This window comes from Zavarzinia compransoris (assembly GCF_003173055.1).
In the GTDB taxonomy this organism is placed as follows: domain Bacteria; phylum Pseudomonadota; class Alphaproteobacteria; order Zavarziniales; family Zavarziniaceae; genus Zavarzinia; species Zavarzinia compransoris.
In genome coordinates, this window is record NZ_QGLF01000005.1 from 478,045 (window position 1) to 492,767 (window position 14,723).

At 69.1% G+C, this 14,723-nt stretch carries 12 protein-coding genes and 1 tRNA gene; 7 read left to right on the forward strand and 6 right to left on the reverse strand.

The features are described from left to right. Positions 1–69: 69 nt before the first annotated feature. The 7 genes from DKG75_RS19260 to DKG75_RS19290 all read left to right on the forward strand — a co-directional run bounded on the left by DKG75_RS19260 (position 70) and on the right by DKG75_RS19290 (position 7,542). Positions 70–1,482 (forward strand): DegQ family serine endoprotease, encoded by a 1,413-nt coding sequence (locus DKG75_RS19260; protein WP_243746408.1) that lies wholly within the window; start codon positions 70–72, stop codon positions 1,480–1,482. Positions 1,483–1,494: 12 nt separating this feature from the next. Next, on the forward strand, positions 1,495–2,856 hold the full coding sequence (locus DKG75_RS19265) for a replication-associated recombination protein A (protein ID WP_109922783.1): 1,362 nt from the start codon (positions 1,495–1,497) through the stop codon (positions 2,854–2,856). Continuing rightward, positions 2,853–3,716, forward strand: coding sequence for an AraC family transcriptional regulator (locus tag DKG75_RS19270; protein WP_208111893.1), 864 nt, complete (start codon positions 2,853–2,855; stop codon positions 3,714–3,716). The genes DKG75_RS19265 and DKG75_RS19270 overlap by 4 nt, the downstream gene beginning before the upstream one ends. Positions 3,717–3,815: 99 nt before the next feature. Then, on the forward strand, positions 3,816–5,108 hold the full coding sequence (gene gabT, locus DKG75_RS19275) for a 4-aminobutyrate--2-oxoglutarate transaminase (RefSeq protein ID WP_109922784.1): 1,293 nt from the start codon (positions 3,816–3,818) through the stop codon (positions 5,106–5,108). A gap of 4 nt (positions 5,109–5,112) precedes the next feature. Continuing rightward, positions 5,113–6,567: an NAD-dependent succinate-semialdehyde dehydrogenase gene (locus DKG75_RS19280; RefSeq protein WP_109922785.1), complete on the forward strand. Its 1,455-nt coding sequence runs from the start codon at positions 5,113–5,115 to the stop codon at positions 6,565–6,567. Between the two features lie 185 nt (positions 6,568–6,752). Continuing rightward, on the forward strand, positions 6,753–7,055 hold the full coding sequence (locus DKG75_RS19285) for a type II toxin-antitoxin system HigB family toxin (RefSeq protein ID WP_109922786.1): 303 nt from the start codon (positions 6,753–6,755) through the stop codon (positions 7,053–7,055). Positions 7,056–7,167: 112 nt separating this feature from the next. Further along, positions 7,168–7,542, forward strand: a complete 375-nt coding sequence (locus DKG75_RS19290) for a helix-turn-helix domain-containing protein (RefSeq protein WP_109922787.1) — start codon at positions 7,168–7,170, stop codon at positions 7,540–7,542. 80 nt (positions 7,543–7,622) lie between these two features. Here the strand turns inward: DKG75_RS19290 and DKG75_RS23285 are convergent, their stop codons facing one another. From DKG75_RS23285 to DKG75_RS19325, 6 genes are all read right to left on the reverse strand, one after another. After that, on the reverse strand, positions 7,623–9,659 hold the full coding sequence (locus DKG75_RS23285) for a capsular polysaccharide export protein, LipB/KpsS family (RefSeq protein WP_133636718.1): 2,037 nt from the start codon (positions 9,657–9,659) through the stop codon (positions 7,623–7,625). A 76-nt stretch (positions 9,660–9,735) separates the two neighbouring features. Beyond that, positions 9,736–10,938 (reverse strand): polysaccharide biosynthesis/export family protein, encoded by a 1,203-nt coding sequence (locus DKG75_RS19300; protein ID WP_166646277.1) that lies wholly within the window; start codon positions 10,936–10,938, stop codon positions 9,736–9,738. A gap of 64 nt (positions 10,939–11,002) precedes the next feature. Further along, entirely contained in the window at positions 11,003–12,316 is a 1,314-nt protein-coding gene (locus DKG75_RS19305; protein ID WP_109922790.1) for a capsule biosynthesis protein, read from the reverse strand. A 145-nt stretch (positions 12,317–12,461) separates the two neighbouring features. Further along, positions 12,462–12,538, reverse strand: a tRNA-Arg gene (locus DKG75_RS19310). Positions 12,539–12,599: 61 nt separating this feature from the next. Continuing rightward, positions 12,600–13,565, reverse strand: coding sequence for a hypothetical protein (locus DKG75_RS19315; protein WP_133636720.1), 966 nt, complete (start codon positions 13,563–13,565; stop codon positions 12,600–12,602). 354 nt (positions 13,566–13,919) lie between these two features. Continuing rightward, positions 13,920–14,657, reverse strand: coding sequence for a Coq4 family protein (locus DKG75_RS19325; protein ID WP_166646278.1), 738 nt, complete (start codon positions 14,655–14,657; stop codon positions 13,920–13,922). Positions 14,658–14,723 lie beyond the last annotated feature (66 nt).

The following is a 14,723-nucleotide window of genomic DNA, read 5'->3' on the forward strand; positions in this document are numbered from 1 at the left end:
GAAGCAGCCTTAGTGGTAAGAGAAAAGGGCAGCCCCATGGGCTGCCCTTTTTCGTTCCGGAGACCTTCCGTGCAGAGACTGCTGAACGCGGCCGTCGCCGCCACTTTTGCCATCCTGCTGGGCACCGCCCCGGCTGCCGCGGAGGAGCTTCGCAGCACCCCCGAGTCGGAAGCCCAGGTGCTGCTCAGCTTCGCGCCGGTGGTGAAGGCGTCGACGCCGGCGGTGGTGAACATCTATACCCGGAAGACCGTCGCGGTGCGCAACCCGCTGATGGACGATCCGATGTTCCGCCGCTTCTTCGGCGACCAGATGCGCGGCATGCCGCGGGAACGGGTGGAACGCTCGCTCGGTTCCGGCGTCATCGTCGGCAGCGACGGCACCATCGTCACCAACAACCATGTGATCGAGGGGGCGGACGAGATCACCGTCGCCCTGTCGGACGGCCGGGAATTCGACGCCAAGCTGCAGATCGCCGACCCGCGCACCGACCTTGCGGTGCTGAAACTCGATCCCAAGGGCGAAGTGCTGCCGACCCTGACCCTGGCGGATTCGGATGCGGTCGAGGTGGGCGATATCGTGCTCGCCATCGGCAATCCCTTCGGCGTCGGCCAGACCGTGACCCAGGGCATCGTCTCCGCCGTGGCGCGGACCCAGGTCGGGGTGTCCGACTACCGCTTCTTCATCCAGACCGATGCCGCGATCAACCCCGGCAATTCCGGCGGCGCGCTGATCGACCTGAAGGGGCGCCTCGTCGGGGTCAATTCCTCGATCTATTCGCGGGACGGCGGCTCGCTCGGCATCGGCTTCGCCATTCCGTCGTCGATGGTGCGCAGCGTGATCGCGGCGGCGCGCAGCGGCGGGCGGATCGTGCGGCCGTGGCTCGGCGCCAACGGCCAGCCGATCACCTCGGACCTGGCGGCCGGCCTCGGCCTGGACCGGCCGCGCGGCGTGCTGATCAATGGCTTGGTCAAGGGCGGCCCGGCGGAACGGGGCGGGATCAAGGTCGGCGACGTCATCCTGTCCGTCGACGGCCACGCGGTGACCGACGAGGATGCCCTGTCCTTCCGCCTTGCCACCCATGACGTCGGCGGCCAGCTGACCCTCGGCCTGTGGCGCCAGGGCAAGGCGCTGGAAGTGACCATCCCCCTGGAGGCGCCGCCGGAAGTGCCGGCCCGGGACAAGCGGACGATCGACGGGCGCAACCCCTTCTCGGGCATTACCGTGGTCAATCTCTCGCCCGCGGTCGCCGAGGAGATCGGGCGCAGCACCGGCGGCGCCACCGGCGTGGTGATCACGGAAATCGCCGCCGATACCCCGGCCGACCGGGTCGGGCTGAAGGTGGGCGACCGGATCCTGAAGGTGAATGAATTCGCCATCGCCAGCACCAAGGACCTGGTCGACGCCATCGGCGCCCGCGGCCGGGCCTGGGCCCTGACCATCGAGCGGGGCGGCCGGGAAATCTCGACCATCCTGCCCCGCTGAACGGCAGCGACCATGAGCGACCTGTTCGAGGCGGCGGGCCTGGGGCCGAAGCCCCGGCCGGGAGAGGGGGCGGCGGCCCAGCCGGCCTCCGACGACGCCGGCCGGCCGCTGGCCGACCGGCTGCGCCCCGCCCGCCTCGAGGATGTCGTCGGCCAGGATCATCTGGTCGCGGCCGACAGTCCGCTCGGCCGGATGATCAAGGCGGGAAGATTGTCTTCCCTCATCCTCTGGGGGCCGCCGGGCACGGGCAAGACGACCATCGCCCGCCTGCTGGCCCAGGCCGCCGGCTATGACTTCGATCAGATCTCGGCCGTTTTCTCCGGCGTCGCCGACTTGAAGAAAGTGTTCGAGGCGGCCCGGCAGCGGCGGCGCATGGGCCGGCGCACCCTGTTGTTCGTCGATGAGATCCACCGCTTCAACCGGGCGCAGCAGGACGGTTTCCTGCCCTATGTCGAGGACGGCACCGTGGTCCTGGTCGGGGCGACGACGGAAAACCCCTCGTTCGAACTGAATGCGGCGCTGCTCTCGCGCGCCCAGGTCCTCGTTCTCAATCGCCTGGAGGCGGAGGCGCTGGAAGCCCTGCTGGCGCGGGCGGAGGCACTGCTGCAAAAGCCCCTGCCGCTGACCGCGGAGGCCCGCGCCGCCCTGATCGACATGGCGGACGGCGACGGGCGCTATCTCCTGAACCTGGCCGAGGAATTGCTGACGATCGAGGTCGCGGCGCCGCTCGACATCGCGGGCCTGACCGAGATCGTGCAGCGCCGGGCGCCGCTCTACGACAAGGCGCAGGAAGGCCATTACAACCTGATCTCGGCCCTGCACAAGTCGATGCGGGGCTCGGACGTCGATGCGGCGCTCTATTGGTACGCGCGCATGCTGGCCGGGGGCGAGGCACCGCTCTATATCGCCCGCCGGCTGGTGCGTTTCGCGGTCGAGGATATCGGCATCGCCGATCCCCAGGCCTTGGTGGTCGCCAATGGCGCCAAGGACGCCTATGACTTCCTGGGCAGTCCGGAAGGCGAACTGGCGATCGCCAATGCGGTCATCTATCTGGCGACCGCGCCCAAATCCAATGCCGCCTACAAGGCCTATAACGGTGCCCGCGCGGCGGCCAGGGAAACCGGCAGCCTGATGCCGCCGAAGCATATCCTGAATGCGCCGACCCGGCTGATGAAGGATCTCGGCTATGCCGCCGGCTATAATTACGACCACGATGCGCCGGACGAATTCTCGGGCCAGGATTATTTCCCCGAGGCCATGGAACGCCGGCAGTTCTACAATCCCAAGGGCAAGGGCTTCGAGCACGAGATCCGCCGCCGCCTCGACCATTGGGCGGACTTGCGGCAGAAGCGCAGGGATCAGGGCGGGACGTGAGCGCGCCGCTCGACCACCTTCTCGGCCCCGGCGAGGCGGCGCGCTTCTTCCACCTGCCGGGGGCGGCGGCGACGGAATGCCTGGTCGCGCGCTTTCACACCCACGCCTATGCGCCCCATGCCCATGATGATTATGTGATCGGGGTCGTTACCGCCGGGCACGAATTGTTCAGCATTGGGCGCGAGCGCGGGGCGGCCGGGGCCGGCGACATCATCCTGATCGATCCGGGCGTGGTCCATGACGGGGCACCCGCCCCCGGCGGCTATGTCTATCGCATGACATATCCGGGCCCGGCGCTGCTGGCGCTGATCGCGGGCGAGGTGGCGGAACGGCCGCTGCCGGCGCCGCATTTCCCGAAAGCCCTGATCCGCGACCCGGCGCTTGCCGCCCGTCTCGTCGCCCTGCACAGCGCGGCCGAGGCAGGGGCGGATCGCCTCGCCCTCGACCAGGCGATGATCGGCACCATGGCGGCGGTGATCGCCCGCCACGGCGAGCGGGCCGGGCCGGTGGCGGCGGGCCTGCGCCGGGACGCGGGGCGGGAAGCGCCTGCCGTGGCCCGGGCGCTCGATTATCTCGACAGCCATTATGCCGGGACGGTGGATCTTGCCACCCTGGGCGCAGTGGCCGGCCTGCCGCGCACCCGCCTGATCCGCGCCCTGCGCCGCGAGACCGGCCTCACCCCCCATGCCTGGCTCACCGACCGGCGGGTGAAGGCCGCCCGCCGCCTGCTGGCCGCCGGCCGCCCGCCGGCCGATGTCGCGCTCGCCTGCGGCTTCTGCGACCAGAGCCACCTGAACCGCGCCTTCAAGTCCAGGGTGGGGGTGGCGCCAGGCGCCTATCAGCGGGCGAAGCTGGGATAATTGGTGTTTTTAAGGCACCAATCGGCGCATAAAACCTGATGGTTCCGGCCCCGGCCCGGCCGCACACTTCGGCATCTTCAATCCCCGGGGGATGCCGCCATGGCCACCAATGCCGAGTTCACTGCCCGCCGCGAGGCCGCCACGCCGCGCGGGGTTTCCGTCGCCTATCCGGTCTATGCGGAAAAGGCCGAGAATGCCGAGCTTTGGGATGTCGAGGGCAAGCGCTACATCGATTTCGCCGGTGGCATCGCGGTGCTGAACGTCGGCCATCGCCACCCCAAGGTGATCGCGGCGGTGAAGGACCAGCTCGACAGGTTCACCCATACCTGTTTCCAGGTGGCGCCCTATGAGGGCTATGTCGAACTGGCGGAGCGCCTGAATGCGCTTGCCCCGTTCAAGGGCCCGGCCCGGACCGTGTTCTTCACCACGGGCGCCGAGGCGACCGAGAATGCGGTGAAGATTTCCCGCGCCCATACCGGCCGTTCGGCGGTCATCGCCTTCACCGGCGCCTTCCACGGCCGCACCATGATGACCATGGCCATGACCGGCAAGACCCTGCCCTATAAGAAGAAATTCGGCCCGATGCCGAGCGAGGTCTATCACATTCCCTTCCCGGTCGAGGACCATGGCGTTTCGGTCGCGGATTCGCTGCGCGCCCTGGAATTCCTGTTCCGCGCCGATGTCGAGCCGAGCCGGGTCGCCTGCATCATCATCGAGCCGGTGCAGGGCGAGGGCGGCTTCTACCCGGCGCCCAAGGAACTCCTCGAGGCGCTGCGCAAGCTCTGCGACGACCACGGCATCGTGCTGGTCGCCGACGAGGTGCAGACCGGCTTCGCCCGCACCGGCCGGATTTTCGGCATCGAGCATTCGGGCGTCGAGCCCGATCTCGTCACCGTCGCCAAGTCGCTGGGCGGCGGCTTCCCGATTTCGGGCGTGATCGGCAAGGCGGCGATCATGGATGCCGCCGATCCGGGCGGCATCGGCGGCACCTATGCCGGTTCGCCGGTCTCCTGCGCCGCGGCGCTCGCCGTCCTCGACGTGATCGCCGAGGAAAAGCTGCTCGACCGGGCCAATGCCATCGGCGAGCGGATCAAGGCCCGCGTCGCAAGGATCGGCACCCGCAACGATGTCGTGCCCGTCACCGCCATCCGCGGCCCGGGCGCCATGATCGGCTTCGATATCGTGAAGAGCCGGGGCAGCTATGAGCCCGATGCCGATGCGACGAAGCGGGTTACGGCAGCGGCGATCGATGCCGGCCTCATTCTCCTGTCCTGCGGCGTCTACGGCAATGTCATCCGCGTCCTGGTGCCGCTGACGGTCTCCGACGCGGTGCTGGACGAGGGGCTGGACAAGCTCGAGGCGGCGCTCGCCGCGGCTTACCTGGGGGCGTGACGTCATGACTCTCGTACTGAAGGACCCGGAACTCCTGGAGTTCCGGAGCCTGATCGACGGCGAATGGGTGGGGGCCGGCGTCGATGCCGTCCACAACCCGGCCACCGGCGCGTTGCTTGGCCACGTTGCCCATCTCGGTGCCGCGGAGGCGACACGGGCGGTCGAGGCCGCGGCCCGGGCCTTCAAGCCCTGGGCGAAGAAGCTCGCCAAGGAACGCGGCGCGATCCTGCGCCGCTGGTTCGACCTGATCATCGCTAACCGCGAGGACCTTGCCCTGATCCTGACCTCGGAACAGGGCAAGCCCCTGGCCGAGGCGCGGGGCGAGATCGATTACGCCGCGTCCTATGTCGAATATTACGCGGAAGAGGCGAAGCGGATCTATGGCGAGACTGTGCCCTCGCACCGGCCGGATGCCCGCATCATCGTGGCGCGCCAGCCGGCCGGCGTGGTCGCCGCGATCACGCCGTGGAATTTCCCGGCCGGCATGATCACGAGGAAGATCGCGCCGGCGCTGGCCGCCGGCTGCACGGCGGTGGTGAAGCCGGCGCCGGAAACGCCGCTGACCGCGCTTGCGCTGGCGGTGCTGGCCCAGCGGGCGGGGATACCGGACGGTGTCTTCAACGTGCTGACCGGCGATGCCCCGGCGATCGGCCAGGTCTTCACCGGCCATCCGGCAGTGCGCGTCGTCGGCTTCACCGGCTCGACCGAGGTCGGCAAGCTCCTGATGCGGCAGGCTGCGGGCGGCGTGAAGAAAGTGGCGCTGGAGCTTGGCGGCAATGCCCCCTTCATCGTCTTCGACGATGCGGATATCGATGCCGCGGTCGAGGGCGCCATGATCTCGAAGTTCCGCAACATGGGGCAGACCTGCGTCTGCGCCAACCGGATCTATGTCCAGGACGGGGTCTATGACGCTTTCGTCGCCCGGCTGGCGGAACGGGTGGCGGCGCTGGTCGTCGGCGAGGGCACGGCGCCGGGCGTGACCCAGGGCCCGCTGATCACCGCCGACGCCCTGGCCAAGGTCGAGCGCCTCGTCGCCGATGCGACGGCCAAGGGGGCGACGGCGGTCACCGGCGGCCGGCACCACGCCCTGGGCCGGACTTTCTACGAGCCGACCGTGCTGGCCGGGGTCACGGCGGCGATGACGGTGGCGCGGGAGGAAATCTTCGGCCCGGTCGCCCCGGTCTTCCGCTTCCATAGCGAGGACGAGGTGGTCGAGGCGGCCAACAATACGGAATACGGTCTGGCGGCCTATTTCTATGCCCGCGACATCGGCCGCATCTTCCGGGTGGCGGAAGCGCTCGAATACGGCATGGTCGGCATCAATTCCGGGCTGCTGTCGTCCGAACTGGCGCCCTTCGGCGGCGTGAAGGAAAGCGGCAACAGCCGGGAAGGCGGGCCGCACGGCATCGCCGAATTCGTCGAGACCAAATATATGCTGCTGGGCGGCCTGGACCGCTGAGACCCGCCGGCCCGACCGGCGCAGGCGCAGGAGCGGAATGAACGTTCATTCCGCTCCTGCTGTCCTCCGGCGAGAGCGAGGGACAACGGCCTGGTGCCCGGTCAGGGGCGCCCTGGCCGTTGCGGCAGTTCCATGATCTGGAACTTTCGCTTGTTCCATAGTATGGAACTTGCTATAGAAGCCCCATGAGGATCATCGCCGTCAGCACGTTGGCCAAGTTTGCCGCTGCCCACCCGGAGACTGCCCCATCAATCGTTCACTGGCTGGAGGTGGCCAGGATCGCCCCGTGGAAAGCGACGCAGGATGTGCTGTCGTCCTTCACCAAGGCCAAGGTCCTGAATGCCGAGCGTGTCCGCTTCGAAATTGCCGGGGGCAGCTATCGCCTGATCGTCGCCTTCAATTTCACTGCCGGCATTGCCTTCGTGAAATTCATCGGCACCCACGCGGACTATGACCGCGTCGATGCCCTGACTGTTTCCCAGTTCTAGAGCATGTTCGCAATGACCGTCATTCCGAACATGCTCCAGTTCATTGATTTTACGCATCGTCAGACGGCGAACCGGTTTCAACTTCGCCTGACGATGCTCTAGGAGGTTGAACATGGATATTCGCCCCATCCGCTCCGATGCCGACCATGCTGCCGCCCTTCAGGAAGTCGAGCGGCTTTGGAATGCGGCCCCAGGTACCCCCGAGGCCGATAAGCTCGACGTGCTCGCAACCCTGATCGAGGCCTATGAAGCGCGGCGATTTCCTCTGCCGCCGATCGATCCCATCGACTTCCTGAAAGCGCATATGGAGGCGACCGGCCGAACGCAGTCCGATCTGGCCGCCCTTCTGGGGTCCAAGTCCAGAGCATCTGAAATCATGAACCGTCGTCGCGGTTTCACCATCCAGATGATCCGCCTGCTGCATGCCGAGTGGCGGCTGCCGGCTGAGGCGCTGATCGCCTCACCGCACCTCGTGGCGGCGGCGTGAAAAGTCGCAGCCGAAGCAGAATTCGGATCATCCGAGCGGAATGAACGTTCATTCCGCTCCTGCGCCGTGCGGGGCGGGGGTCAGCGGCCGAGCAGGGAGCGGGCCAGGGCGCCGATCAGGTGCAGCCCCCGCGCGGCCTGGCCGCCGCCGAGCTTCGCGGCGGCGGTCCCGGCGCCGGACAGGCGCTCGACCACGGTCCAGACGTCGCAGGGCAGGCTGCTGACCGGATCGACATAACGGGGATAGAGCAAGAGGCTGCCCGCCACCAGTGCCGGCAGGCTGAGGCGGCGGTGGCGGCGGGGGCAGGACCGGCGGTCTTCGGTCAGGCCCCAGCCGGCATAGAAGGGCAGGCCATAGGTGGTGACGGCAAGGCCGCGCAGCAGCCCCTCGAAGCCGACCAGGGAGGTCATGGTGTGGATGGCGTCGACCTCGGGGAAGAGGGCGGCGACCGAGGCATCGTCGATCACCTGATCGGCAAGGCGGCGTGCCGTATCGCGCGGGATCAGGCCCTTGCGGTTGCCCGCCTCGACATCCGGGTGCGGCTTGTAGACGATCCAGGCTTCGGGACAGGCGGCGCGGGCTGCTTGCAGCAGGCCCAGATTGCCGCCCATGTCCGGGGCGCCGCGGCGGATCGAGGCGTCGTCCTCCACCTGGCCCGGCACGAGAAGCCGCAGGCGCCCGGCCGGGGCCCGCACGATGCCGCTTCCCCCCTGGCCGACATTGTATTTGGTCAGGCCGCGCGCGACGAGCACGCGGATCAGGCGCTCGGCCTCGGCGAGGGTGTCCGGGTCGAAATCGTGGGTTTCCAGCAGGTGTTCGAGGTCGCTCGGTCTTTCCGGATCATAGTAGATGCCGCGGCGATCGAGGACGAGGGAGGCAGCGGTGACGTGATTGGAGCCGAGCCCGGCCGAACGCAGGAAGCCGTCCTCGACCCGCAGCAGGGGAATGCCCGCGGCCGCCGCCAGGGCCGCCGTCCCCGGCTCCTCCCGCGCGGCCCAGACCGCGAGCCGGCCGCCGCCCCGCCGCCGCAGCAGGCGGAGCCCGGCTTCGGGCGTCGCGGCGAAGCCCAGGCGCCCGGCGCGGCTGTCCAGGAAGGGGCGGAGATTGGCGCGCTTCCACAATTTCAGCCCGGTCATCACGGTTTCGCCCGCCGTTTCCCGGTCGCGGGCAAGCACGGCGATGCCGTGGCGGGCGAGCAGATCGAGGTCGGCCGGGGCCCCGTCATAGGGGGAGGCGCAGCGGCAGAAGGCGGCAAGCGCAGCGACCAGGGCGGGCAGATCCGCCGGGGGTGGCGCTCCCGCAGGCAGGGCGTCGCGGTCGTCGGTCAGGCCCCAGCCGGCATAGGGTGGAAAGCCGAAACAGGTGACGGGCACGCCCTGGATCAGGGCTTCCAGCCCCAGCATATGGGCATGGACGAAGACCCGGCGGGCCCCGGCCAGGATCCAGGCCGAGGGGCGGTCCAGCCGCTCGACCCGCAGGCCTTCGGCCGCGGCGAGGCGGGACAGCGGGCCCGGCCGGGGCTGGCCGTCGAGGCCGGGCAGGGGCAGGATGCGGATCTCCGCGTCCGGGTGTTCGGCCCGGGCGGTGGCCAGCATGGCCGCCATCGCCGCCGCCGGCGCGGGCTCGTCGACCACGAGGACGACGGGACGGGCGGGGGCCGTCTCGGCTGGCGGCGGCGGCACATGGTTGGCAAGGCCGAGCCGATGCCGGCGCAGGCGGGCGATCAGTGTCTCGGCCGCCGCCCGCCGGGCCGGGTCGGCGCTGGCGGCCGCCATGGCGGCGCAAAGGTCGGCCGGCTGCCGCGGCCCGACGAAGAGGGAGAGCAGCGGCAACCCGGTTTCCCCGGGACGGGTGACCAGGGCGCCCAGCGGGCCGCAGCGGAGCGGCAGCAGGGGAAGGTTCCAGCGCCGGGCATAGGCTTCGACCAGGGCGCGCCGGTCCTCGTCGTCGTCGAGATACTGCGCGACGAAGCGCAGGCCCGCGGGCGGGCGCCGGCGCAGGGCAAGTCGCCGGGCGCCCCCTTCCGCCGCGAGAAGACGGTCGACATCGGCGATCCGGTCGCCGAGGGCCGGGGACGCGATCCCTACCGCGCCCCCCACCGTGCGGCCCCCTATCATGCGGCCCCCTGTCGTGTGGCCTGGGGGCCGCCGGCGGGGATCGTCGCCTGTCGCCACGGTCACGCCGGGACGGCGGTCAGTTCCCGCCGAAGGCGTTGGAGATGCCGGCACCGGTCGCCACGGGCTGGGCGGCACCCTGGATCAGCTGGATCAGCTTCTGCATCTCGGTGAGCGGGGCATTGGAGACGAAGAGGACATCCTTGTCCCGCATCTCGAAATTCTGCGCCAGGAACATGCCGGCGACCGAGCGCATGTTGACGGCATAGACCGTGGGCACCGGTTCGTCGCCGGTGGCGATCTTGGTGTCCGGCTTGAACGCCCTGACCAGGTCGGCGCGCTCGTAGCGGAGCAGGAAGACCCCTTCCGGATCGGCGCGGAAATCCTGCAGGCCGCCGGCCTTGGTGATCGCTTCCGAGAGGGACAGGGTATCGCCCCCGAAGACGATGTTGTAATTGGCCCCGGTCGCCCCCAGCGCCGAATAGGCCTTGGGGCGGCGGACGACGGTGACGATGTCCCCGCCCCGCATGAAGATGTTTTCCCGCGAGTCGGCGAGGATGCGGGCGAGGGGCACTTCGACCGTGGTCGTGTCGCGGGTCAGGATCACCGATGCTTCATTGACCGGGACCGAGACGCCGCCGACCTTGGCCAGGACGTCGAGCAGGCGGTCGCCCTGAACCGACAGCGGCACCCGGTCGCCGGCCTTCACTTCGCCGACCACACTGACCGCATTGGAGCCGCTGCGCGTGATGGCGACGATCACCTGGGGATCGGCGGTCCGGGTCTGCAGGGCGGCGATGATGGCTTCCTGGACCTGGACGGGCGTGCGGCCGACCACCGGGATGCGGCTGGGGGTGAAGGGAACGGTGATCCTGCCGTCGCGCGGCACGATCTGTTCCGGGATCTGGCCCTGGGTCGAGGTATTCGGCTCCACGCCCGCGAGGTCGGCGCCCACCAGGCCGCGGGCGGACGAAGCGCCCCCGAAGAGGTTGGAGCCGGCTTCCCAGATCACGATGGAAACGGCGTCGCCGACACCGATCCGGGCATCGGGGGACGGCCGGTAGTCGCCGAATTTGCTTTGCAGCGTGTCGGCGGGCTGGCTTTGCAGGACCTGGACGACCCGCTGGCTGAGGTCGACGAGTTCGAAGGACAGGGCCGGCATCGTGGACGTCAGGCCGTCCGCCGAATCCTGAACGTCGTCATATTCATCGAGGATATTGGAGACCGAAGGGCCCGAGGTGGGGAGGGCGCTGCAGGCCCCGACGATAAGCGACAGGGACAATAGCCCAAGCCTGCACCAATATGCCTTCATTCACAAATTCCTGTAAATGTCCGCCCCATTTCTATCACGGGGCCGGCTTAGGGCCAACCGGGTTCGCGGCGGGCAGCGGCGGCCAGTCGCGAACCGGGCCGGCGGTGCCTTCCAGGATCGGCAGGCTGCCGTCGATGACCATCTGGATGCCCCGGTCGGAATAGAAGCTGCCGTTCACCTGGGAGCGGCGGGAGATCATGTTGCGCCAGCCGTGGTAGAGCCGGCTGTCCACCGGCTCGGGCGCGGTCCAGAAACTGTCCAGGCCGCCCTGGTGGCACAGGCCGGGGAGGTCGAAAAGGGCATGGCCCAGGGCGATCAGGGGGATGGACCGGTGCAGCGCCGAAATGCCGGCGGTCGAATTCACCGTGACGGCGCCGCGGCAGCCCTCCAGCAGGCCGATCAGATTGCCGCCGTCGATAAAGCGGACCCGGCCGGCGATGCCGAAGCGCTGCCCCAGGGCCGCAAGATCGCCCTCATGGTCGTCGCGGCCGTTGTCGAGCGGATGCGCCTTCACCACCAGCAGGGAGTCCGGCGGGGCATGGGCCGCGAAGGATTGGCAGACCCGCTCCAGATAGGCCTGCATGTTGGCGAAGGGGGAATGGAAGACGATCTGCTTGTCGACATTGAGTTGGAGCAGGACGAGGAAATAGGGCTTCCGCTCGCTGTAGAGCGCCGCCTCGCGCGCGGCCGCCTCGGCCTGGCGGAGGTTGCGGCCGCCGAGCCGGCGCAGCCACAGGCCGGCCTCGCGCAGGGGGCCGTCGGGGCGGTGGTGCTCGTAGTTCCGGAACAGGAAGCCGAGCAGGAACATCGCGAAATAACTGAACATCGCCCGGATCCCCATGCGCACGGTCGAGGCGCCGACGGCAACGCCGTAGCGGGGCATGGCGGCTTCCGGCAGGGGCAGGATCGCCTCGGCGCGGCGGGGCATGGGCGAGCGGGCATTGACGCCGGAGTCTTCCAGCGTCACCCAGTCGGGCCGGATGTAGCCCTCCTCGTAGACATGGACGCGGATTTCCGGGCGCCAGGCGCGCAGCGCCTCGACGGCGGCGATATGGAGCGGGCGGCAATCGCCGATCAGGACGATATCGGTGACGTCCTGCCGGCGTGCGAGCGCGAGGACGAAATCCGGCCAGGCGGCGACGGTGCCGCGATAGCAGCGGGCGCCGCCGAACGGCCAGTCGTAGCAGTCGCCGCCGTTGAAATTGACCTTGGTGACCCCGGTGCCCGCGCCGGCGCAGGCTGCGCCCCAGGCGGCGGAAGAAGGGGCCGAGCGGTCCTTGGAGGAAGAGGTAGTTGCGCGGGGTCTCGGGGCGGGGCCAGTCCGGCCGGGGCGGAATGTGCTGAGGATTCATGCGATCCTGCTCGATACGGCGCCCGGATCGACGCAAGGCGTAAGACAAAATCGCCTTGCGATGGCATCGAGCAAGGGGGGCCTGTATGTCAGGTGCAAGATGAACTCCGCCGCCGCCGATTCACCGCTCGGAAGCGAGCGATGGTGTCCCCGGCGAGATTCGAACTCACGGCCCCAGGATTAGGAATCCTGTGCTCTATCCTGCTGAGCTACGGGGACACGAGCGCGTTTGTAGCGGTCGGTTGCATCCGCCGTCAATCGCGCCGTCCGCCGAAGCGGATTATAGGCCGAAGGCGTTGCCCGAAAGCACCTCGCCGAACTGGCCGAGCCGGCCGGAGTTGCAGCGATCCGAGGCATGGTAGGGGCAGGAGGCATAGTAGAACGCCATCTTCCGGTCTACATCCTGGACGCGAAAACAATCCTTGGCCCCGAAGTCGATCTGCTTTTCGAACTTCAGGCACATGGTGCCGTTCTCCAGCGTCCAGATCCCCTTTTCGGTGACGACCCGCTCTTCCATCGTCCCCTTCTTGCCGATCGCCTTGTAGTGAACCCGGGCGATCACCGTGCCGTCCGGCCGGACATAGGCCTGCCATTCGACGTCGAAACGGCCGGCCGCACCGTCGCGGCTGCCCATCATGCCGGACAGGGTGTTGCCGATCAGGCGGTTGCGCATTTCCGCCTCCGCCAGGTCCTTGCCCCGGGCGATGCGGGGGACGCCGTTGCCGGCCGGGCCGCCGTCGCCCGCAAGGTCGCCGGCGGCGGCATTGGGATCGGCGGCCCCGGCCGCGGTGCCCTGGCCCTCGCCCGTGGTGACGGCGCCGGTGCCGCTGCCGGGCAGGGCGGCCGGCACCGTGCGGGCCGCGGGCGGCGCCGCCGGCGCCGGCGTGGCCACCGGCTTCGGCACCGGCGGCTTGGCCGGCCGCGGCTTCGGCGGCGGCGGTTTCACCGGGGTCGGGTCGGGGACGTCGGAAACCGGCTCGGGCGGCGGCTCGGGGGTCGGCGGTTCCGGGACCGCAGCCTGTTGTTCCGGCCGGGGCGGGGTCGGTGTCTCGGGCGCAGGCGCGGGCGCCGCCTCGGCGGCGGCGTCCTGGCCGTCGCCCAAAGTGGCCTCGCCCGGGACGTCGTAGACGACATCGACCGCCATGCCGCCGGCGCCGGCGATATCGCCCTCGGGCAGGCGCAGCAGGAAGGCGAGCAGGACGAGCACATGCAGCAGCGCCGAGGCCAGCATGGCAAGACGATCCATGCTGCGCCTGCGTGACGCAGTTGCGGTAACTTCTGGTGTTGCATTCCTCCCCGTCATGGAGGCATGATGCGTCCGACGAAAGAAAACGCAAACGCTTGAATCGACCACAGCAAAAAAATTGCGGCGATCAGGCGGTGAGATGCGGATCTTTGGCGGACCAAAACAACAAGCGGCCGTCAGGGAAAGCCGGGGGAAAGAACAAAAAATCCCCGGTCATGGTCCGAAGCACGCTGGGGAGGGTGCGATGGGCCATATGGGACCGAAATGGGAAGGACCCAGGTTAGGGCGGTCCGGCGATACTCCACGCCGGGCCGCTTTTTTTATGGGCGGCCCGGGAAGCGGGCGGGGGAGCGTTCAGGCGGCGGCCGGCATGCCCTGGGGCAGGCGTTCCGAGCCCATCAGGCCCGACGCGTGATAGAGCGTGGGCGTGCCGATGTTGAGCTGGCGGCGCACCTCGGCCAGCGGCTGGGGCAGCAGGGCTTCCCAGTCCGCGGCGGGCAGGAAGGTGGCGGCGCGGCCGATCTTCCACGCCTGCCGGGCCATGGCGGCGACCGGCTGCCCGGGCAGTTCCTGGCGGAATTTGTGAATCCCGCCGAGGATGACCAGCAGGATGCCCGGGTTGCCCGAAATCCCGTGGGTGAAGGCGAGCACGCAGACTTCGCCCATGCCGTCCCGGCCGTATTGGCCGAGCACGTGGTAAAGATCGTGCGAATCGCGCAGCCGCTCGCCGAAGCGGCGCTGCAGGGGATCGATGATCTCGCGCTCGCCGTGGCCTTCCTCGCTGGCGGCGACCAGGCCGTCGGCGGTCAATTGCTCGCGCTCGACGAAGGCGAGATAGGCGCGGCCGAGGCTGCCCTCGGGCAGGCTCGCGAGATAGGCCCGGTCGGACAGCACGTCGCACAGGCTGCGCTCGCGCTCGATCAGGGCAAGGGCGCCCGGCAGGCGGCGGAACCGCTGGTAGAGCTTGGTAAAGGCCGGCCCGCCCAGGGCATCGATGATGCGGAAGACCTGGGCCGTGTCTTCCTTGTCGCGCAACAGGGCGCGCAGGGCACGGAAGGCTTCGAGCGGACGGTAGGGGCGGCGCGTTTCCATGGGTTTGCCCTTTCTCCCGGCACGGGGCATGGCATTCGCCGGGAATTGTTCTTTATGATGGTTGAC

Coding starts and splice junctions, on each gene's coding strand:
- DKG75_RS19265 (WP_109922783.1), top strand. CDS start 1,495: ATGAGCGACCTGTTCGAGGCGGCGGGCCTGGGGCCGAAGCCCCGGCCG.
- gabT (WP_109922784.1), top strand. CDS start 3,816: ATGGCCACCAATGCCGAGTTCACTGCCCGCCGCGAGGCCGCCACGCCG.
- DKG75_RS19280 (WP_109922785.1), top strand. CDS start 5,113: ATGACTCTCGTACTGAAGGACCCGGAACTCCTGGAGTTCCGGAGCCTG.
- DKG75_RS19285 (WP_109922786.1), top strand. CDS start 6,753: ATGAGGATCATCGCCGTCAGCACGTTGGCCAAGTTTGCCGCTGCCCAC.
- DKG75_RS19290 (WP_109922787.1), top strand. CDS start 7,168: ATGGATATTCGCCCCATCCGCTCCGATGCCGACCATGCTGCCGCCCTT.
- DKG75_RS23285 (WP_133636718.1), bottom strand. CDS start 9,659: ATGATAGGGGGCCGCACGGTGGGGGGCGCGGTAGGGATCGCGTCCCCG.
- DKG75_RS19315 (WP_133636720.1), bottom strand. CDS start 13,565: ATGGATCGTCTTGCCATGCTGGCCTCGGCGCTGCTGCATGTGCTCGTC.
- DKG75_RS19325 (WP_166646278.1), bottom strand. CDS start 14,657: ATGGAAACGCGCCGCCCCTACCGTCCGCTCGAAGCCTTCCGTGCCCTG.